16 protein-coding genes are annotated in these 19370 nt (G+C 62.0%); 9 read left to right on the forward strand and 7 right to left on the reverse strand.

Features of this window, described 5'->3' with window-relative positions; genetic code table 11:
• The gene (locus tag G9X64_RS08875) at positions 1-1347 is read right to left on the reverse strand and encodes an extracellular solute-binding protein (protein WP_171376418.1); all 1347 of its coding nucleotides are present in this window, start codon (positions 1345-1347) and stop codon (positions 1-3) included.
• Positions 1348-2287: 940 nt separating this feature from the next.
• Here G9X64_RS08875 and G9X64_RS08880 point away from each other — a divergent pair.
• Both G9X64_RS08880 and G9X64_RS08885 read left to right on the forward strand, forming a co-directional pair.
• Positions 2288-2746, forward strand: a complete 459-nt coding sequence (locus G9X64_RS08880) for a YbaK/EbsC family protein (protein ID WP_171376419.1) — start codon at positions 2288-2290, stop codon at positions 2744-2746.
• An 84-nt stretch (positions 2747-2830) separates the two neighbouring features.
• Positions 2831-3853 (forward strand): Tim44 domain-containing protein, encoded by a 1023-nt coding sequence (locus tag G9X64_RS08885; protein ID WP_168307796.1) that lies wholly within the window; start codon positions 2831-2833, stop codon positions 3851-3853.
• 19 nt (positions 3854-3872) lie between these two features.
• Here the strand turns inward: G9X64_RS08885 and G9X64_RS08890 are convergent, their stop codons facing one another.
• On the reverse strand, positions 3873-4904 hold the full coding sequence (locus G9X64_RS08890) for a hydroxyacid dehydrogenase (protein WP_168307797.1): 1032 nt from the start codon (positions 4902-4904) through the stop codon (positions 3873-3875).
• 274 nt (positions 4905-5178) lie between these two features.
• On the opposite strand from G9X64_RS08890, the gene G9X64_RS08895 reads away from it, so the two are divergent.
• From G9X64_RS08895 to cydX, 7 genes are all read left to right on the forward strand, one after another.
• Positions 5179-5778 (forward strand): HupE/UreJ family protein, encoded by a 600-nt coding sequence (locus G9X64_RS08895; protein WP_168307798.1) that lies wholly within the window; start codon positions 5179-5181, stop codon positions 5776-5778.
• Between the two features lie 297 nt (positions 5779-6075).
• The gene (locus tag G9X64_RS08900) at positions 6076-6654 is read left to right on the forward strand and encodes a GbsR/MarR family transcriptional regulator (protein ID WP_024320112.1); all 579 of its coding nucleotides are present in this window, start codon (positions 6076-6078) and stop codon (positions 6652-6654) included.
• Positions 6655-6658: 4 nt separating this feature from the next.
• Positions 6659-8404 carry a thiol reductant ABC exporter subunit CydD gene (gene cydD / locus G9X64_RS08905; RefSeq protein WP_168307799.1) on the forward strand — a complete coding sequence of 582 codons (1746 nt, stop codon included), beginning with the start codon at positions 6659-6661 and terminating at the stop codon, positions 8402-8404.
• Positions 8401-10092: an amino acid ABC transporter ATP-binding/permease protein gene (locus G9X64_RS08910; protein WP_171376420.1), complete on the forward strand. Its 1692-nt coding sequence runs from the start codon at positions 8401-8403 to the stop codon at positions 10090-10092. The genes cydD and G9X64_RS08910 overlap by 4 nt, the downstream gene beginning before the upstream one ends.
• Positions 10093-10167: 75 nt before the next feature.
• Positions 10168-11748 (forward strand): cytochrome ubiquinol oxidase subunit I, encoded by a 1581-nt coding sequence (locus tag G9X64_RS08915; RefSeq protein WP_171376421.1) that lies wholly within the window; start codon positions 10168-10170, stop codon positions 11746-11748.
• Between the two features lie 5 nt (positions 11749-11753).
• A complete protein-coding gene (gene cydB, locus G9X64_RS08920) occupies positions 11754-12908 on the forward strand; it encodes a cytochrome d ubiquinol oxidase subunit II (protein ID WP_168316114.1) in 1155 nt (384 codons plus the stop codon).
• Positions 12909-13008: 100 nt separating this feature from the next.
• Positions 13009-13131 (forward strand): cytochrome bd-I oxidase subunit CydX, encoded by a 123-nt coding sequence (cydX, locus tag G9X64_RS08925; RefSeq protein WP_024320108.1) that lies wholly within the window; start codon positions 13009-13011, stop codon positions 13129-13131.
• Positions 13132-13173: 42 nt separating this feature from the next.
• Here cydX and G9X64_RS08930 read toward each other — a convergent pair whose 3' ends face one another.
• From G9X64_RS08930 to G9X64_RS08950, 5 genes are all read right to left on the reverse strand, one after another.
• Positions 13174-15177, reverse strand: a complete 2004-nt coding sequence (locus G9X64_RS08930; RefSeq protein WP_168316113.1) for an aldo/keto reductase — start codon at positions 15175-15177, stop codon at positions 13174-13176.
• A gap of 38 nt (positions 15178-15215) precedes the next feature.
• Positions 15216-16298, reverse strand: a complete 1083-nt coding sequence (locus tag G9X64_RS08935) for an ABC transporter ATP-binding protein (protein ID WP_171376422.1) — start codon at positions 16296-16298, stop codon at positions 15216-15218.
• A gap of 12 nt (positions 16299-16310) precedes the next feature.
• Positions 16311-17147 carry a carbohydrate ABC transporter permease gene (locus G9X64_RS08940; RefSeq protein ID WP_011649800.1) on the reverse strand — a complete coding sequence of 279 codons (837 nt, stop codon included), beginning with the start codon at positions 17145-17147 and terminating at the stop codon, positions 16311-16313.
• Positions 17144-18004, reverse strand: coding sequence for a carbohydrate ABC transporter permease (locus G9X64_RS08945; RefSeq protein ID WP_168307806.1), 861 nt, complete (start codon positions 18002-18004; stop codon positions 17144-17146). The genes G9X64_RS08940 and G9X64_RS08945 overlap by 4 nt, the downstream gene beginning before the upstream one ends.
• Positions 18005-18091: 87 nt before the next feature.
• The gene (locus G9X64_RS08950; protein ID WP_168316111.1) at positions 18092-19366 is read right to left on the reverse strand and encodes an extracellular solute-binding protein; all 1275 of its coding nucleotides are present in this window, start codon (positions 19364-19366) and stop codon (positions 18092-18094) included.
• Positions 19367-19370: the final 4 nt, after the last annotated feature.

The following is a 19370-nucleotide window of genomic DNA, read 5'->3' on the forward strand; positions in this document are numbered from 1 at the left end:
TTAGCGGATGACGATCTTGTCGCCGAGCGTGCTCTTCAACTCGCTCTCGGCATCACCGACCGCGGCGTCTACGGTCTTGGCGCCGGTCCAGGATGCTTCGAGGTTCTTCCACATGATGTTCCAATATTTGCCGAAATCGGAATTGTTCGGCATCGCATTTGCATGCGGCAGCAGGCGCTCGGTGGCTTCGCGGGTCCAGCGGTCGGCCGAGTAGAAGTCGACGGTGGACTCCGACTTGGAGATGCCGAGATGGGCTGATTTGACCGCATGCAGAGCGTTGGTGCGCGGCTCGGAGGCGATCTTGACTAGTTGGGCGGCGATCTCGGTGTCTTCCTGGTTATGACCTGCGGTCAGAAGGTAGACGAGCGGATGGGTCAGTGTGTTGGCCTTGCCGCCTTCGCCGGCGGGGATCAGCGTGAAGATCACGTTGCCGAAGAAGTCCTTCAGGCCTTCCTGGTTGACGAGGCGGGCATAGTGCCAGGTGCCGCCGTCCCAGATGCCGGCCTTGCCGGTGGCGACTTCCTTCCACCACTGGTCGCCCGGCATGCCGATGTGGTTCTTCTTGGTAACACCGGTCTTCACGGCATCGGCGAAGAACTGATAGGTGCGGGTCATCGCGGCCTTGTCGAAAACGAGCTTGCCGCCTTCTTCCATCGTACCGCCGAAGCTCGTGTAGAACTGCCAGTAATCAGGGCCGTTGCTGGTGCGCGGATAAAAACCGTAGCCGGCCTGGACGAGGCCCTTGTCCTGCATCTTCTTGGCGTCTTCGAGCAGGTTCTTCATGGTGTACTTGCCGTCCTGGACGCTCTGCGGCAGCGCGTCCAGATCGGCATCGCTGTAACCGATCGCCTTCATGTAAGGCTTCCAGAAGAACATCGGGCGGGATTCGGCATCCTGCGGGATACCGTAGACGGTGCCGTTGTAAGAGGCGATCTCCAACAGGTTTTCATAGATGTCGCTGAGCGGCCAGGAGTCGAGATCGACATAATCCTCGATCGGAACGATAAGGCCTGCCTGTGACCATGGCGCTATGTCTTCATGGCCGCTGACGACGATATTCGGGGCGGTCTTGGCTTCGGCGGCAAGGGTCAGCGCCTGCTTGAAGTCCTCCCAAGCCGAATAAGGCTTCTTTTCGACGGTGATTTTCAGCTCTTCGCCCTTGAGAGCGGCTTCACGCTGCAACTGCTGGGCTGCGATCTCGATGGCGTCGAGGCGATAGACGTCGTTCGGGCCGGTACCGCCGGCCCAGACGCTGATGTGAACGTCCTTGGCGAGTGCAATTGCGGTGGTCGAAGCCAGGATGGCGGCTGCGACGGCAAGGGATTTCAATGTCGGCAAAATGGTCATCTTCTTCGTCTCCCTGGAAGAGCAGTGTGAGGCCTCTTGACGGGTCATCACTGTTGCGTGACGGCCGTTCCGAAAACCCCACGAAAACGTGGCGTATCCCGCTCTAGGGATTGAACGTAACGGCCGAATGACAAAATTGAGCACGTGTGCAAAATTATTATGACGATGTTCTCGGCGTGGTCAATTACCGATGAAGAGGCCTCATCGGTTCTTGATGAAAATCAGCATCGATGGCGGTGTTGAAGACCTGAATGGTGCCCTTGCCTGCGTTTTCTCAATCAGCTATGAGTAGTGCAGGAACCAACCAACAATGGAGGCGTGCAATGACAGATATTTCTTCGTCTAACGCCTCTTTGGCATAGGCCTCCGAAGCTCCTTACCCCTCGATCATATCCGAGACCTTTCAAGCTTCACCATCCGAAGACGGCACGCGTTTCGCACGCAGCCTCTGCGCACGGCGACGTCCGTGCGACACGGCGCTGCGCTCTTCAGGTTTGAAAGAAGGGCGGTTCAGAATTCTGACCGCGATTGATCATGAACAATCAGCACGCCGGCGAGAGCCTGGCGACATCCATGAGCGAGCTTTGCTCGCGATTTAGCTTTCGAGAGATTCTCCTCGCAATCATCATTGCCCGGTGGAAACGTCGTCGCATGGTGAACAGCTTCGACTCCTTTCCATCATGGCTGCGCTGTGACCTCGCTTTGTCCGATGAATAGATAGGCGTCCTCGCTCATCTTGAGGGAATAGCCGGCCGGGATGGTTCAAGGCAAATCATCCCGACTGGCTTGTCGCCATGAAATCAGATGGAATTCGAACTCACTATCGCCAAGCGAACGCGCCGCGCCTTGATTGAATTGCCCGGAACTTTAGGCTACGGAATCATGCTTGGATTTCTGCATCCATCGTATCCTCCGATCATCGTTTTTGCACGTCCATCCCATGAGCCTTGAATCCGTTCGCGCCTTCCTGCACGCCCACGCACCCGATATCGAAATCATCGAAACCGCCGAGAGCTCCTCGACGGTGGCGCTTGCCGCCGAAGCCCATGGCGTCGAGCCGGCCCAGATCGCCAAGACGATCTGCCTGCGCGTCGGCGAGCAGATGATGCTGGTCGTTGCAGGCGGCACGGCGCGGCTCGATAATCGCAAGTTCAAGGACACCTTCGGAGCCAAGGGGCGCATGCTCGATGCCGAAGAGGTTGTGACAGTCACCAGCCATCCGGTCGGCGGCGTCTGCCCCTTCGGCCTGCCTTCGCCGCTGCCTATCTATTGTGACATCTCGCTGAAACGCTTTGATGAAGTCGTGCCGGCGGCCGGCTCGACGAACTCGGCCGTGCGCATCGCCACCGGACGGCTGGCGGAGCTGACCGGCGCCAGCTGGGTCGACGTCTGTCAGTAATGGCGCCGAAGAGCTTCACACGGCGGAAAGAGTCCCTATATTACATCTCGACATGCCGTGATTGCGCATGACAGGAGATCAGGAATGCCGAGTGCCGTTTCGCGTTTTGCCAAGATCGCGGCCATTGCCGCTCTGACGAGCGCTACCGTTTTTGCTTCCCTTGACGATGCCGAGGCGCGCCGCGCCGGCAGCGGCGGTTTCGGAAGCCGCGGCACGCGCACCTTCCAGGCCCCGCCTGTCACCAGCACCGCGCCTGGAACCGCAGCACCGATCGAACGATCGATGACGCCACGTCCGCAGACCACCGCGCCGGCTACCGCGCAACAGCCCCTCGGCGCTCAGCGCCCTGGAATGTTCGGCGGATTCGGCCGTTCGATGATCGGCGGCCTGATTGCCGGTGGCCTTCTCGGCATGCTGCTCGGTCACGGGTTCGGCGGCGGCTTCGGTTTTCTCGGCATGTTGTTGCAGATCGCCTTGATCGGCGGTGCCGTCATGCTCGCCATGCGTTATTTCGCCAACCGCCGCCAGCCTTCCTACGGCGTCGGCGGCCAGAGCCGATCCTCTCCACAATCCTATGGCCAGCCATCCTATGGCATGTCGCCTGCCGGCAACTCGTCCTTCCAGATTCCGGCGATCGGTTCGGGCGCCGGTTCAGCTTCGTCCTCGCGCGGCAACCGCCCGAGCGACGAGATCGGGCTGGCTCAGGCCGATCTCGATCAGTTCGAGGAACTGCTGACCCAAGTGCAGACCGCCTACGGTGCCGAAGATTACGGCACGTTGCGTCGGCTGACGACGCCTGAGGCCATGTCCTATCTTGCCGAGGAACTCGGCGAAAACGCCACCAACGGCGTGCGCAACCGCGTCTCCGACGTCAAGCTGCTGCAGGGCGATATTGCCGAGGCCTGGCGCGAGGATGGTCAGGAATATGCGACGCTCGCCATGCGCTATTCCTCGATCGATGCCATGGTCGAACGCGACAGCGGCCGGATCGTTTCCGGCGACGATCGCCACCCGAGCGAAAGCACCGAGGTATGGACCTTCGTGCGCAAGCCGAGCGCCGACTGGAAGCTCGCCGCGATCCAAGGCGCCGAGCAGCGCGCCGCCTGAGTGGCGCGCCTCTTCTGGCCTAATTCACCGCGACCGGTTTGGAACGCATGCGCGAAACCGTTTCGCGTTCCGCTCGCTTGCAGCGCATCGGCGGCAGGCCGCGATCCATCAGGTCCATGTCTTCGAGCACCATGTCGCCCATCTTCTTGAAGGCGCTGTCGAGCGCGCCGGCCCGGTGCGCCGAGCGGATGAAGCCCTTCAGGCTCCGCACCGGATGATCGGAAGGCAGCGGCTCCTCAGGGTAGACGTCGCTCGCCGCGACGATATGGCCTGACGAGACGGCCGCCATCAGCGCATTGAAATCGACGACATCGGCGCGGCTGAGCAAGATGAAGGCCGCGCCCTTGCGCATGCTGGCGAAGGCGTCCGCGCCGAGAAATCCCTTGTTTTCGCTGGTGACGGCCGCGACGACGAAGACGAAATCACTCTTCGTCAGCACGTCCTCCATGCTTGCCGGCTCTACACCGTTTTCCTCGAGGATCGATTGCGGCAGCCAGGGGTCGAATACCCGGATGCGCGCCCTGAAGCCGGAAAGCACCCGGCGCAGCGCCTTGCCGAGATCGCCGAAGCCGACGATGCCGATCTCTGAGCCGGCGACCAGCCGCGCACTTGCATTCCCCTCCCCTCCCCAGAGTTCGTTGCCTTGACGAAAAGCGACATCCGCGTCGACGATGCCGCGGGCCAAAGCCAGGGCGAAACCGAGACCGATTTCGGCGACCGGTTCGGCAAAGACCTGCCCTGTCGTGACGACATGGATGCCGCGCTGAAAAAGCACGTCATAGGGCATGTTGTTGAGAAGATTGCTTTCGACATTGAGGATCGAGCGCAAGGCCGGCATTCTGGACAGCGTTTCCGCCGAAAGTGGCGGTTGGCCGATGATGTAACGCGCCTTGCCGAGGATGTCGTCGCCGAGACCGGCGATATTCTCGGGATCGGCCTCGACGATCTCATATTTCGCCAGCAGTTCGGCGCGCGCCTTGTCGCTGAAAATCAGATCGAGCGTGCGTGGCTCGGGTGCACTGATCGCCAGCGGCCGTTCGGTATTCGTCATGGGCGTTTCCTCCGTCGCGGCGCTTTGCACCTTCTCTGCCAGACGATTGATAGCCGCTGTGCGGGACCGTTTCCAGTTCGATCTTGAGGTGCCGCGCGCTGAGAGAAGCTATCGAAAACGGCATCTGCCTATCAGATAAGCAATTGAATTGGCTCGGTATTTCATGGCATTTTCGTTGACGGCGCGAATTCTTTGAACTAGCGTGATGCACGCGACTTGGAACCATGCCTGTGTTCGGCGGCCGCAGGAATTCGAACTCACGAGGGAATGAGCAATGAAATCAGCACTCAAGAGCGGTCTGCTTGCCTTGGCTGCCGCAGCGCTTCCGGCCGTCGCCTATGCCCATCCCGCCATCGGCGAAGCTGCCGGCTTCAGTCATGGCTTTGTCCATCCGATCTCTGGCCTCGATCATGTCCTCGCCATGGTGATGGTCGGTGTTTTCGCGTTTCAGCTCGGTGGCCGGGCCAGTTGGCTCGTGCCGACGACCTTCGTTCTGGTGATGACGCTCGGCGGTGCGCTCGGCGTTGCCGGCATCAATGTTCCCTTCGTTGAAATTGGCATCGCGCTTTCCGTCGTCGTCCTCGGCGCCGTCGTTGCGCTCAAAGTCAAGGCGCCGCTCGCCGCAGCACTCGGCATGATCGGCCTCTTCGCCATCTTCCACGGTCATGCACATGGCGCGGAAATGCCGGAAAATGCCGCCGGTGCCGCCTATGCCGCCGGCTTCATGGCCGCGACGGCGCTGCTGCATGTCGCCGGTCTCGTCCTTGGTTACGTCATCGGCCGCGCCGGTGAACGCCAGGGCGTCTTCGTGACGCGCACGGCAGGTGGCATTGCCGCCATTGCTGGTGTCGGCATCCTGGCTGGCTTGATCTGAGCCGGACGGCATTCCTGAACGAAAGCTGGGCAGCAGCAGCGGCCTAGACATCTCAATCCGACCAGAACGCCCGGCAGGCAAAGCGCATCGCCGGGCGTTTCTGCGTCATTGCGGTAAAGTGCTGTGGATTTGACCCAAGTCAAATCCAGTGACGTCGCATCAGGCTATATCTAGCCGACGATCAATGAACGGACATGCAAATTGACGCAGGCATGCCTTGCCGATAGCCGGCGAGACGCGAAAGTCAGTATAGTGATTTCAGAAATTTCTGAAATTACAGACGCAACGGAAACGACCATGAACCTTCCGCCTCTCGTTCAGTCCTTCGTTCTCCATTTCGGCGAAATGGGGTCGCGCTGGGGAATCAACCGTACGGTCGGCCAGATCTATGCCCTGCTCTTCGTCTCGCCCGCGCCGGTCTGCGCCGAGGAGATCGCCGAGTCGCTCGGCATCTCGCGCTCCAATGTTTCGATGAGCCTGCGCGAACTGCAGGCCTGGAACCTGGTCATCCTGAAACACAAGCCGGACGACCGCCGCGATTTCTTCACCACGCCGGACGATGTCTGGCACATATTGAGGACGCTCGCCGAGGAGCGAAAGAAGCGTGAAGTCGATCCGACGCTGTCGGTTCTGCGTGAGATCCTGATGCAGCGGCCGGCCAGCGACGCCGAGCGGCATGCGCAGCAACGCATGAGCGAGATGCACACGCTGATCGAGCAGCTGACGCATTGGTATGAAGACGTAAAACAACTTGAAACAGAAAGGCTCGCAACGTTACTCTCGCTGGGCGCGAAAGTGACCAAGCTTCTGGAGGCCAAGGACCGGGTCGTTTCGCTCGGCCGCAGCCGCCGGCCAAATCCTGCGAACAAGAGTTAGCGCCATGGGCACTGCTTTCTTCGACGCGAAGGACGGACGGGGCGCCGAGCCGGTGCCGGACGGCGATACGGTCTCGCCTGTCACCCGCCCCGATGATGTCAAAGGCGGGCTGCGCCGGGCAGCGATGCTGCAGGCGCTGGCCGCCGCCGTCTGGATCCCGCAGGCCGCATTGCTCGCCGTCTCGGTCGGCCGCATCGCCGATGGCGGCGGATTGCGTGACGTTCTCTGGCCCGCCCTCGGCATCCTCGCCCTCGGATTTGCAAGAAGCTGTCTCGACGCGGCCGGCGGCCGCCTGGCTTTTCAGGCCGCCCGTGCCGAACTCAGCCGCAGGCGCCAGATCGCCGCCACGGTACTTTCCATGTCGTCGCCGGTCGATCGCGGCCGGCCCGCCTCCGGCAAAGCCGCAAGTGTCATTGGCGAACAGGCCGAACTGATCGTGCCTTACCTCGCCCGTTTTCAGCCGGCGCGCATGAAGGCGGGCTTCGTGCCGCTCGTCATCCTTGCCTTCATCCTTCCGGTCTCCTGGATCGCTGCTCTGGTTTTGCTGTTTGCCGCGCCGCTGATCCCAATCTTCATGGCGCTGATCGGCTGGCGTGCTCAGGCGGCCAGCGAAAGGCAACTCGTCGCGACCGGCGGCCTCAACGGCTTCCTGCTCGATCGGCTGCGCGGACTGGCGACCATCCGTGCGCTCGACGCGGTGGATGCAACCGCACTGCGGCTGCGTCGCGAGGCGGAGTCGCTGCGAGCACGCACCATGGCGGTACTGAAGATCGCCTTTCTGTCCTCGGCGGTGCTCGAGCTTTTCGCCGCACTCGGCGTGGCGATGATTGCCGTCTATGTCGGTTTCAGCCTGCTCGGCGAGATCCGCTTCGGCACTTGGGTAGGTCGGCTCGACCTGACCGAAGGACTGTTCATCCTGCTGCTCGCACCGGCCTTCTTCGAACCGCTGCGCGAACTCTCGGCTGTCTGGCACGATCGGGCGGCCGGTGAAGCGGCGCTCAAGGCCCTGGACACTCTCGCTGCCGGCGGCCTGTCCATTCGAGGAGCCGCCGACGTCGCGCCAGCGGCATCTACCGCCGCCGAAGCGCCGTCCATCCGTCTTGAGAATGTCGATTTCCGCTACAACGCCGACGAACCTTTGATCCTTGACGGTTTCAACCTCGATATCGCGGCCCGCGAACATCTGGCGCTTCTTGGCGCCAGCGGTTCCGGCAAGTCGACGCTTCTTTCGCTGATTTCAGGACTGGCGCCCTGCACCGGCGGCCGCATCGTCATAGGCGGCATCGAACTTGCGGATGACACCGCCGCCGCCTTGCGCGCTAGCATGGCATGGATCGGCCAAAGACCGCATATTTTCGCAGGCACCATCGCCGGCAATATCGCGCTCGGCAGGCCCGGTATCTTGCATGGCGACGTGACGGATGCCCTCGGCGCCGCCAGGCTCGGAAAAGTCGCCGCCGCCTATGGCAAGCGGCCGCTCGGCGAAGGCGGGATCGGACTTTCCGGCGGCGAGGCGCTGCGGCTGGCGATCGCGCGGGCCGCCTGCAATCCGCATCTCCGGATTATCCTCGCCGACGAGCCGACTGCGCATCTCGACGCCGCCACCGCCGCCGAGGTGACCGAGAACCTGCTTTCGCTCGCCAGGGGCCGCACTTTGATCGTTGCGACCCACGATCCGCTGCTTGCCGCCCGCATGCATCGCGCCATGCGCGTCGATGCCAGCATTGTTATGAGGGAGGCCGCCGAATGAGTGGATTTGCTGCCGACCTCAAGCCGATCCTGCGCTTGTTCTTTGCCGAGCGCCGGCGTGCGCTGCTGCTCGGCGCAGCACTTTCGGCCGCGACGGTGACTGCCGGCATCGCCCTGCTCGGCCTCTCCGGCTGGTTCATCACCGCCACCTCGCTCGCCGGCCTTTCGGCCGCTGCCGCCATCACCTTCGACGTCTTTGCGCCGTCAGCCGGCATCCGCCTGCTCGCCATCGTCCGCACGGCCGCGCGCTACGGCGAAAGGCTTGCGACCCATGACGCAACGCTCGGCGTGCTCGCCGCCCTGCGCGAAAGGCTGTTTCGCGGCTTTGCCGAACCGAGTGCTGCCCGCGCGCTGTCACACCGTCCCGCACGGCTGCTCTTCCGGCTGACGGCCGATATCGATGCGCTCGATTCCCTCTACCTGCGTATCCTCGTGCCGGCTGCTGTCGCGATCGGTGCAGCGCTGGCGGCAAGCCTCGTGCTAGGGCTGATGCATCCCGTGTTCGGCCTGTGCTTCGGCCTTTTTCTCGCCGGTGCCGGCCTCGGCCTGCCGTTGATCGCTGGCCGGGCGGCGCGCAAACATGCCCGCCAACGCGCCCATGGCATCGAGGCGCTGCGGTCGCGGACGATCGATCTCGTCGCCGGTCAGACCGATCTGCTGATGGCCGGCCGGCTTGCCGCACAGAGGGAGACGATTGCCGCGGCAGACCAATACTCCGCCCGCGCCGACGACCGGCTGAACCGCGTCGAGACCGGCCTGACATTCGGCTTCGGTCTCGTATCCACCCTGCTGCTGACGGCGTCACTGCTTGCCGTCGCGGCACTTGCGGAAACGAAGATGATTACCGCTCCTGTCGCCGCACTCGGCCTGCTCGTCGCCTTTGCGGCAGTCGAACCCTTCGCAGCGCTGCGCCGTGGCGCCCTGGAACTCGGCAGGACGCTGCTTGCGGCAAGGCGCATCGCGCCGCAGCTTGTCGTCGCGGCGGCACCCGAACCATTGGCGGCGTCGTTGCCGGGATACGCCTTTTCGCTGGCGAAGGTGTCGGCCTTCCATGAAAACTCCGCCGTACCGGCGCTCCAGGGCATCGAGCTTGCGCTTGCAAAAGGCGAACACCTGGCCGTGATTGGCAGCAGCGGCGCCGGCAAGTCGAGCCTGCTTGCTCTCCTTTCCGGCGAATTGCCAGCAAGGACCGGAAACGTTGCCGCGATGACGGCGACGCTGCTCACGCAACGGACACAACTTTTCGAGGACAGTCTGCGGGGCAACCTGCTCCTTGCGAACCCGGATGCGAATGAGGCTCGTCTTCGCGAAACGCTCGCTGCCGCCGGCCTGCTTGCCAATATCGAGGCCATGCCGCGGGGGATCGATACGCCGCTCGGCGAAGGCGGGCTCGGACTTTCCGGCGGCCAGTCGCGCCGGCTGGCGCTTGCCCGCCTCCTCCTACGCGATACGCCGCTCTGGCTGCTCGATGAGCCGACCGAGGGCCTTGACGGCGTCACCGCTCGCGACGTGCTCCTCCGGCTGTCGGCAATGGCGGCGGGCCGCTCGCTGGTGATCGCCACGCATATCCGCCGGGAGGCAGCGATCGCAGACCGCATCGCCGTCATCGAAGGCGGTCGCATCACAGAAATTTCGCGCCGCGGAGAGGCGGCGTTCGAAAAGGCGCTCGACCGGCTTCGGCCGGACTGAGCGAACTGCATGCCCTCACGCGCCGGTCGGCGCTGAGGAACGCCCTGTACCCCGTGGGACCGTGGGAGAAAGACAATGGAACTAGATATCGTCGCGTTATCGCGCTTCCAATTTGCGCTGACGGCGCTTTACCACTTTCTATTCGTGCCCTTGACGCTCGGCCTGTCCGTGCTCTTGGCGATCATGGAAACCGTCTATGTCATGACCGGCCGCCAGATCTGGCGGCAGATGACGAAATTCTGGGGCACGCTGTTCGGCATCAACTTCGTGCTCGGCGTTGCCACCGGCATCGTCATGGAATTCCAGTTCGGCATGAACTGGAGCTATTACAGCTATTATGTCGGCGACATCTTCGGCGCGCCGCTGGCGATCGAAGGCCTGATGGCCTTCTTCCTCGAGGCGACCTTCGTCGGGCTGTTCTTCTTCGGCTGGGACAAGCTGTCGAAGGTCGGCCATCTGGTCGCCACCTGGGCGGTGGCGCTCGGCTCGAATTTTTCCGCCCTCTGGATCCTCATCGCCAATGGCTGGATGCAGAACCCCGTGGGATCGGCGCTCAATCCGCAGACGATGCGCATGGAGATCACAAGCTTCTTCGACGTGGTCTTCAACCCGGTTGCCCAGGCAAAATTCGTCCACACGGTATCGGCGGGATACGTCTGCGCCTCGATCTTCGTGCTTGGCGTTTCTGCCTGGTATGTGCTGAAGGGCCGGCATATCGAGCTTGCCAAGCGCTCGATGACGGTCGCGGCCTCCTTCGGCCTCGCCTCGGCTCTATCAGTCGTCGTCCTTGGCGACGAGAGCGGTTATCTCGCCACCGAAAACCAGAAGATGAAGCTCGCCGCGATCGAGGGCATGTGGAAGACGGAACCGGCGCCGGCGGCGTTCACCGCCTTCGGCTTCCCCGACCAGGAGGCGCGCGAAACGCATTTTGCCGTGCACATTCCCTGGGTCATGGGCCTGATCGGCACGCGGTCGCTGACGACCGAAATCCCCGGCATCGACAAGCTCGAACAGCAAGCCGAAACCCGCATTCGCGACGGCATCAAGGCCTACGACGCTCTGATGCAGATCCGTTCGGCGCCGGCACAAGATCAGGTTGCTCAGGAAGTGCGCACCTCCTTCGAGGATCTCGGCCATGATCTCGGTTATGCTCTTCTTCTGAAGCGCTATGTCGACGATCCGCGTCAGGCGACCGAGGAACAGATCGTTCAGGCAGCACGCGATACGATCCCGCACGTGCCGACGCTCTTCTGGTCTTTCCGCATCATGGTCGGTCTCGGTATCTTCTTCATCCTGCTGACCGCCACCTTCTTCTGGCTGTCGGCGCGCCGACATCTCGACAAGTATCCGCTGCTTCTGCAGATCGCCGTGCTGGCGATCCCCCTGCCCTGGGTCGCGATCGAACTCGGCTGGATCGTCGCCGAGTTCGGCCGCCAGCCCTGGGTGATCGAAGGCGTTCTGCCGACGGCCGCCGCCGTCTCCAGCCTCGGCGCAGGCACCGTGCTTCTGACCATCATCGGTTTTGCGGCGATCTACACGACGCTGATCGTCATCGAGATGGGCCTGATGATCAAGGCGATCAAGCAAGGACCGGAGCCGGACGAGGAGCCGGAGGCGATTCTGATTTCCGAAACCCTCGTCCCGGCCGCGGAGTGACTGCCATGATCCTTCACGAACTCATCGACTATGAAACCCTGCGTCTCATCTGGTGGCTGCTGCTCGGCGTCCTGCTGATCGCTTTTGCGACGACGGGCGGCTTCGATCTCGGTGTCGGCACGCTTCTGCCTTTCGTTGCCCGGACCGATACGGAACGGCGCGTGGCGATCAACACTATCGGCGCCACCTGGGAAGGCAACCAGGTCTGGCTGATCCTCGGCGGCGGTGCCATCTTCGCCGCCTGGCCGCCGCTTTATGCGGTCTCCTTCTCGGGCTTCTATCTGGCGATGTTCGCGATCCTCTTCGCGCTCATCCTGCGCCCGGTCGGTTTCAAATATCGGTCGAAGCGGGAAAGCGCCAATTGGCGCAACGGCTGGGACTGGGCGCTCTTTGTCGGCGGCTTCGTGCCGTCGCTGATCTTCGGCGTTGCTGTCGGCAACGTGCTGCAGGGCGTGCCCTTCCGCTTCGCCGACGATATGCGGATCTTCTACGAAGGTTCGTTCTTCGCCCTTCTCAACCCCTATGCGCTGCTCTGCGGCCTGCTTTCCGTCGCCATGCTGACGATGCACGGTGCGGCCTGGCTGGTGCTGAAGGCGAGCGGCCCGGTTGCCGAACGTGCCAGAAGTTATGGCAGCATCGCCGCTCTTGCGACCATCGTGCTTTTCGCGCTCGGCGGTCTCTTCCTTTGGATCGGCGTCGGCGGTTATCGCATCACCAGCGATATCAGCCCAATCGGCCCTTCCAACCCGCTGCTGAAAACCGTGGCGCTGGAGGAGGGCGCATGGTTCGCCAACTACAGCGCCCATTCGTGGATGATCATCGCGCCCGTCCTCGGCTTCGTCGGCGCGGCATTGGCCTTCATTGCCATGCGGGCAAAACGCGAGGTCATGACGCTGCTCTTCAGCAAGGTCGCAATCTTCGGGATCATCTCGACGGTCGGCCTCTCGATGTTCCCGTTCATCCTGCCCTCCTCGCTTGATCCGCGATCGAGCCTGACGGTCTGGGATGCATCCTCCAGCCACATGACGCTGTTCATCATGCTTGTTGTGACGGTCATCTTCCTGCCGATCATCTTTGCCTACACAGCCTGGGTCTACAAGGTTCTGTGGGGCAAGGTCGACGAGAAATCCATCACCGACAAGAACAGCCACGCCTACTAGAGCGGTTCAGTAGAACCGCTCTAACCTTTTATTTTTACGCAATTCCGGACGGAAAACCGCTTCGCACTTTTCCTGGAATTGCTCTAAGGGAGACGAAACAATGTGGTATTTTGCATGGATGCTCGGCCTGCCGCTGGCCGCGGCCTTCGCCGTCCTCAACGCGATGTGGTATGAGTTGATGGACGACGCGGCAAGGAAGAAAGCTTCCGAGCCGCGCAAGTAGAAAAACAAGGGGCGCGGTTCAAACCGCGCCCTCTCGTTTGCCTCAGCCCTCCAGCCACTTCACCTGATCGGGTGTCAGCTTGATGTCGAGTGCCGAGAGGCTGTCTTCCAGCTCGGCGACGGTGCGCGGCCCGATCAGCGGAATGACCGGGAAGGGCTGGGCGGTCACATAGGCAAGTGCGATGTGAATCGGATTGCGGCCGAGCTTGTTGGCAAGCTCGATGGCGCGGTCGCGGCGGCCGAAGTTACGCTCGGAATACCAGACCCGCACGATCTCTTCGTCATCCCGTTTGTCGCGGCCGGCGCGGTCGGTAAAGAAGCCGCGGCCCTGGCTCGACCAGGCAAAGTTCGGGATCTGCTTCTCGTTCAGCCATTTCTTCCAGTCGTCATCGGAAGCGGCAACGCAGCCGGCCCAGATCGGATCGAGCATTTCGGCGAGCGAGAAGTTGTTGGAAAGCGCTGCCGGCGCCGCCTTGCCGGTCTTTTCGGCATAGGCGATCGCTTCCTCGAAACGCGCCCTTGTCCAGTTCGAGCCGCCGAATATGCCGCGGATGCGTCCGCGCTTGACCTCGGCATCCATGGCATCGACGAACTCGCCGACGGGCACGTCGGTATTGTCGCGATGCATGAAATAGATGTCGACATAGTCGGTCTTCAGCCGGGCAAGCGACTGGTCGAGCTGCTTTGCGATCATATCGGGATAGCAGAGCGGCGAATGAGCGCCCTTGCCGATCAGCACGATCTCCTCGCGCGGCACGTTGCGGCTGGTGTGCCAGTCGCCGAAGATCGCCTCTGTCTTGCCGCCGCCATAGACATAGGCGGTGTCGAAGGCATTGCCGCCGGCTTCGTAAAAGGCGTCGAGCGTCAGCGAGGCAGAGGCGAAGTTCGGGAAGAATTCGAAGCCAAGTGTCACGACCGAAGCCGGCTTGGAAATGCCGGGAATTTGACGCTGCGGAATGCTGTTGCCGCGCGCAATCGCGCCGCCGGCGATGTTGGCCGTGCGTTTGCTGGCCTTTTCCACGCCATATTCGAGACCGACCGAGGCGCGCCACTGGTCGAGCACACGCAGATTTCCGATCGAATCCGCCCAGCTCATGCCGGGAGAGCTGAATTCCGTCTTACCGGCGCGGATGGCGTCACCCGCCGCATCGGCCTCGAAAGAATAGAGCCAGCGGTCTTCATTGACCTCGACGGTCTCCTGCTTGCCGCCCTTGAAGATCTCGATCTTGCCGACGCCGCCTTTGTGGCCGGAGGCGAACCAGAAGTCCTGGACCTCGATCCGGCCCTCGGAGCCGATGATGCGCAGAACATTGTCCTGCTGCGCCATGATCGAGCAGGAGACTTCGGCGATGATCTCATTCGGGAACTTGAGGACGGCAGATGCCCATTCATCGACGCCGCTCTGGCCGAGATGGGCGACGCCCGAGACCTTTTCCGGTTCCAGGAAGGCTTTGCCCTCCGCGGCGCCGGCAATCAGTCTGGCCATCGAAACCGGATAACCGCCGACATCGAGAATGCCGCCGCCGGCGGTATCGTTGGCGAAAAGCCGGTGTTCCGGTTTGTAGCTGCCCATGTTGAAGCCGAAGCTCGAGCGGATGATGCGAACGGTGCCGATGACGCCGCTTTTGACGAGTTCGACCAGCTTCTCTGTCTGCGGATGCACGCGGTACATGAAGGCTTCCCCGGCGAAGACGCCGGCTTTTTTCGCCTCGTAGTAAACGGCTTCGGCATCGTAGGCCGAGAGCGCGATCGGCTTTTCCACCAGGATGTGCTTGCCGGCACGTGCCGCCTTGATCGCCCATTCGGCGTGGCCGGTGTGAGGGACGGCGATATAGATCGCATCGATCTCCTTGTCGGAGAGCAGCGCCTCATAGCCATTGACGATGCGGGCGCCGGGGAAATTTTCGGCAAGGCCCGGCTTTGCGGGATTGCGGGTGGCGATCGCCACCAGTTTGCCGGTACGCGAATGGGCGACGCCGTCGGCAAAGGTGCGGGCGATGGTGCCGGGGCCGATGATGCCCCAGCGGATGGGTTGATCTGAAGTCATGGAAAATCCTCTTTCGTCTTTCTGTCCTGGAATTTGGTTCAGCGAAGCCGCTTGCCGGCGCCGTCGAAAAGGAATGCGCGGTTGGCGGGAAGGCCGACCGTCAGCGTTTCGCGATTGCCGGCGACGCGCGATTCCGGCCGCTCGATGATGAGTTGCTCGGGGCCAATGGTGGCGTAGATATAGCTGGTGTTGCCGAGGTGTTCGGCGACGTCGATGGTGACGGTGAGGTCGGCATCGCCCGTGCCCGCATCGACGAAATGTTCGGGACGCGTGCCGAGCGTCACTTTTGCTCCGGCTTCGATGGGATCGGCGACCGGCAGCGTCAGGCGGGTATTGGGGTCACTTTCCAGTGCGATCACCGCCCTGCCCGGGTGCGTCTCAACCACCACGGCCTTGAGGAAATTCATCTTCGGCGAGCCGACGAAGCCGGCGACGAACTGGTTGGCGGGATCGTCGTAGAGGTCGAGCGGCGCGCCGATCTGCTCGATATTGCCGGCGCGCAGCACGACAATCCTGTCGGCGAGCGTCATCGCTTCCGTCTGGTCGTGGGTGACGTAGATCATCGTCGTCCCCAGCTGTTTGTGCAGCCTGGAGATCTCGACGCGCATCTGCACGCGCAGCTCGGCGTCGAGGTTCGACAAAGGTTCGTCGAACAGGAAGACCTGTGGTTCGCGCACGATGGCGCGGCCGATCGCGACACGCTGGCGTTGGCCGCCGGAAAGCTGCTTCGGCCGGCGCTTCATCAACTCGGTAATCTGCAGGATCTCGGCGACATGGCGCACGCGCCGCTCGGTGTCGGCCTTCGGATTGCCGTTCATGCGCAGGCCGAAGCTCAAATTTTCCTCGACGGTCAGGTGCGGATAGAGCGCATAGGACTGGAAGACCATGGCGATGCCGCGATCGGCCGGCTCGACGTCGTTGACGACCCTGCCGCCGATCTGAAGCTCGCCTGAAGTAATGTCCTCGAGGCCGGCGATCATTCTGAGCAGCGTGGACTTGCCGCAGCCGGAGGGGCCGACGAAGACAACGAATTCGCCGTCTTTCACCTCCAGATTGGCGCCGTGGATGATCTCAAAGCCGCCGAAGCGCTTGACGATGTTGCTGAGTGAAAGCTCTGCCATGCAGCCTCCCGATTATTTAATTGCGCCGGCCGCGATGCCGGCGATGAAATGGCGCTGAAGAGCCACGAAGATGACGAGGATCGGCGCCGTCAGCAGCACCGCGCCAGCCATGATGCCGCCCCAGGAAACCTTGGTGAGGCCGATCAGCGTTCCCAGTGCCACAGGCGCCGTCATCATCCCCGGTCTGGAATTGATCAGCAGCGGCCAGAGGTAATTGTTCCACGAGTGCAGGAAGAGAATGATCGCCAATGCCGCCATGGTCGGGCGTGCCAGCGGCAAGGCGATGCGCAGGAAGATCTGCCATTCCTTGACGCCCTCGACCCGGGCCGCATCGAAGAGTTCGCCCGGCATCATCGAGAAGGATTGCCGCATGAACAGCACCCCGAGCGAATTGAACAGCGGCGGCACGATCAGAGCCACCCAGGTGTTTGCCAGCTTGAACTCGCGCGCCACCATGATGAATTGCGGGATGACGACCACGGAGAAGGGAAGCGTGATCGTGCCGAGGATGATGGCGATGACGACGGAGCGGCCGACGAAACGGTAACGTGCCAGTGCCCAGCCGGCCATCGAAGTCAGCAGCACCGAGAGCACTGTATAGATGAGCGCCACGCCGATGGAGATCACCATTGCTCCGATGAAATCGGTATCGGCCTGTAGGTTCTTGAAATTCTCGACGAAGTTGGTCGATGGCCACAGCACGATGTCAGGGCTGAAGATGCCGTTGTCGGGCATTGTCGAGAAGACGAACATCATCCAGAGCGGAAACAGCCAGATCAGCGCCAGCGGTGCCAGTGCGGCATGCAACGCGATCTGGCGCAGAAGAAGGGATTGCGATTTGGATTTCATTTCGGATCCCTCCCGACCCAGAGATTGAGAAGCGAGATCGCCACGGCAAGGGCGGCCATCGTATAGGCGATCGCCGAGGCATAGCCGAAGTTCAGCGAGGTGAAGCCCTGGCGATAAAGCAGCAGACCGAGCGTTTCGGTGCCGCCGCCGGGACCGCCACGATTGGTGATCAGGAAGGGCTCGGTGAAGAGCTGCATGGTGCCGATCACCGAGAGCACCACGCAGAAGAGGATGATCGGTTTCAGCAGCGGCAGGGTGATGTGGAAGAACTGCTGGATCTTGCTCACCCGGTCGAGCGTCGCTGCCTCGTAGACATCTTCGGGAATCGACTGCAGGCCGGCGAGGATGATGATGGCGTTGTAGCCGGCCCAGCGCCATGTGACGGCAAGGATGATCAGCGCCATGGCGGCATTCGCATTGTCGAACCAGGAGACCGGGCTGAGACCGACGGCCGAGATCAGCTTGTTGATGATCCCGAAATCGAGGCTGAACATCAGCCGAAATACTGCGGCATAGGCGACTTCGCCGACGACGACAGGGGCAAAGAAGGCGAAGCGGAAGAGCGGGCGCGCTTTCAGCAGCGGCGAATTGAGCATTACGGCCATAACGGTCGCGAGCGCGATCATGACGGGCACCTGGATCACCAGGATGATCAGCGTGTTGTAGAGGGCATTGTAGAAGGCCGGGTCGTAGAAGAGCCGGCCCCAATTGGCCTGGAAACTATATTTCCACGGGTTGATGCGGGTGTTCTGAAAGGAAATCAGGAACGAATTGATGATCGGCCAGACCCAGAAGGTGGCAAAGACCAGCAGATATGGGGCGAGGAACGCATAGGCGCTCCGGGTTCTGAATGGCATCGAGCCTCCTCCTCACAAAACCAACGAATGACCAGCCGCCTTGCGGCGGACGGAGAGCCGGGCGCGTCAAGCGCCCGGCTTCGTCATTCACTGCGCGATCGGAAGGCCGGTCGCCGAAGCGATCTGGTTGGCGGCATCGTCGAGAGCCGCCTTCGCATCGGGATAGCCGCCGGAGAAGAACTTCGCCTGCGTCGCCTTGAAGATGGCTTCGGCATCGCTCTGGAAGGCGGTGCCGCGGCTCGGTACGATCTTCGGCAGCGTCGCGAGGATATCGGCCCAGACCTTCTGACCGCCCCAATAGGGCTGTGCTTCGTTGACAAAGGGATCTTGTACGGCCGAGAGCAACGATGGCACCAGACCGAATTCCTTCAGCATCGTAACCTGGCCCTCGTTCGTGCCGAGGGCGTAGTTGACGAATTTCCAGGCCGCTTCCTTATTTGCGGAGGTCGCCGAAATAGCGAGCGACGAACCGCCGAGATTGGCGGCATGCGGGCCATCGGCCGTCAGGCTCGGCATCTTGTAGACGCCCCACTTGCCCTTGAGATCGGGCGAGGTCGAGCGAACGGTTCCCTCGTACCAGCCGCCATACAGTTGGCTCGCGGCCTTGCCGGCGGTATTGGCCTGGATCTTTTCGTCCCAATTGGCTGCCGTCAGCGTGCCGGCATCCTTCATTTCCTTCACCTTTTGCAGCGAGGAGACGCAGGCCGGCTGGTTAATGGTGATGGACTGGCCGTCGGTCGAGTAATAGCCGCAGCCCTGCTCGTTGGCGATCATGCGAAACCATTCGCTGTCGCCGTTAAAGTCGGCCTGCGCCATGACGACGCCGGGATTGGCGGCGGAAATCTTTTTGCCTGCAGCGATGAAATCGTCCCAGGTGCTGATGGTGCTCGGATCGACGCCGGCCTTTTCGTAGAGATCGCGGCGGTAGAAGACGGCGACAGGACCGGAATCCCACGGCATGGCATAGGCGACATCGCCGACTTCAAGCTCGGTGCGCTTGAATTCGGGGAATTTCGCCTGGATCTCGGGTGTGTAACCGAGCTCTTTCAGATTGGCGAAGCAATCGGGAAAACGGCTCCAGAAGATTTCAGCTTCGAAATTCTCGATGCTGACGATGTCGGGCAAGCCGTCGCCGCCGGCGGCGCAGGCCGCGAGCGTCTTATCGAAGACCTGGGCGTTGCCAAGGTCCTCGACGGTGATCTTGATATCGGGAAACTGTTTGTTGAAGCCTGGAAGCGTGGATTTCAATGCCGACGCGGCGACATTCCAGCTCCAGATGGTGAGATTGGCCGACTGCGCGAATGCGGAGCCGGAAGCAAGCACTGCGACAGCTGCGGTCGCAGCGAGAAGTTTGAAGCGCATTGAA

Source organism: Rhizobium sophorae (genome assembly GCF_013087515.1).
GTDB classification, from domain to species: Bacteria; Pseudomonadota; Alphaproteobacteria; order Rhizobiales; family Rhizobiaceae; genus Rhizobium; species Rhizobium sophorae.

What these genes read in the sequence shown, in the direction of transcription:
- G9X64_RS08930 (WP_168316113.1), bottom strand. Translation starts at nt 15,177, where the DNA reads ATGACTTCAGATCAACCCATCCGCTGGGGCATCATCGGCCCCGGCACC.
- G9X64_RS08940 (WP_011649800.1), bottom strand. Translation starts at nt 17,147, where the DNA reads ATGAAATCCAAATCGCAATCCCTTCTTCTGCGCCAGATCGCGTTGCAT.
- cydX (WP_024320108.1), top strand. Translation starts at nt 13,009, where the DNA reads ATGTGGTATTTTGCATGGATGCTCGGCCTGCCGCTGGCCGCGGCCTTC.
- G9X64_RS08950 (WP_168316111.1), bottom strand. Translation starts at nt 19,366, where the DNA reads ATGCGCTTCAAACTTCTCGCTGCGACCGCAGCTGTCGCAGTGCTTGCT.
- G9X64_RS08900 (WP_024320112.1), top strand. Translation starts at nt 6,076, where the DNA reads ATGAACCTTCCGCCTCTCGTTCAGTCCTTCGTTCTCCATTTCGGCGAA.
- G9X64_RS08910 (WP_171376420.1), top strand. Translation starts at nt 8,401, where the DNA reads ATGAGTGGATTTGCTGCCGACCTCAAGCCGATCCTGCGCTTGTTCTTT.
- G9X64_RS08915 (WP_171376421.1), top strand. Translation starts at nt 10,168, where the DNA reads ATGGAACTAGATATCGTCGCGTTATCGCGCTTCCAATTTGCGCTGACG.
- G9X64_RS08945 (WP_168307806.1), bottom strand. Translation starts at nt 18,004, where the DNA reads ATGCCATTCAGAACCCGGAGCGCCTATGCGTTCCTCGCCCCATATCTG.
- G9X64_RS08880 (WP_171376419.1), top strand. Translation starts at nt 2,288, where the DNA reads ATGAGCCTTGAATCCGTTCGCGCCTTCCTGCACGCCCACGCACCCGAT.
- cydB (WP_168316114.1), top strand. Translation starts at nt 11,754, where the DNA reads ATGATCCTTCACGAACTCATCGACTATGAAACCCTGCGTCTCATCTGG.
- G9X64_RS08885 (WP_168307796.1), top strand. Translation starts at nt 2,831, where the DNA reads ATGCCGAGTGCCGTTTCGCGTTTTGCCAAGATCGCGGCCATTGCCGCT.
- G9X64_RS08895 (WP_168307798.1), top strand. Translation starts at nt 5,179, where the DNA reads ATGAAATCAGCACTCAAGAGCGGTCTGCTTGCCTTGGCTGCCGCAGCG.
- G9X64_RS08890 (WP_168307797.1), bottom strand. Translation starts at nt 4,904, where the DNA reads ATGACGAATACCGAACGGCCGCTGGCGATCAGTGCACCCGAGCCACGC.
- G9X64_RS08935 (WP_171376422.1), bottom strand. Translation starts at nt 16,298, where the DNA reads ATGGCAGAGCTTTCACTCAGCAACATCGTCAAGCGCTTCGGCGGCTTT.
- cydD (WP_168307799.1), top strand. Translation starts at nt 6,659, where the DNA reads ATGGGCACTGCTTTCTTCGACGCGAAGGACGGACGGGGCGCCGAGCCG.
- G9X64_RS08875 (WP_171376418.1), bottom strand. Translation starts at nt 1,347, where the DNA reads ATGACCATTTTGCCGACATTGAAATCCCTTGCCGTCGCAGCCGCCATC.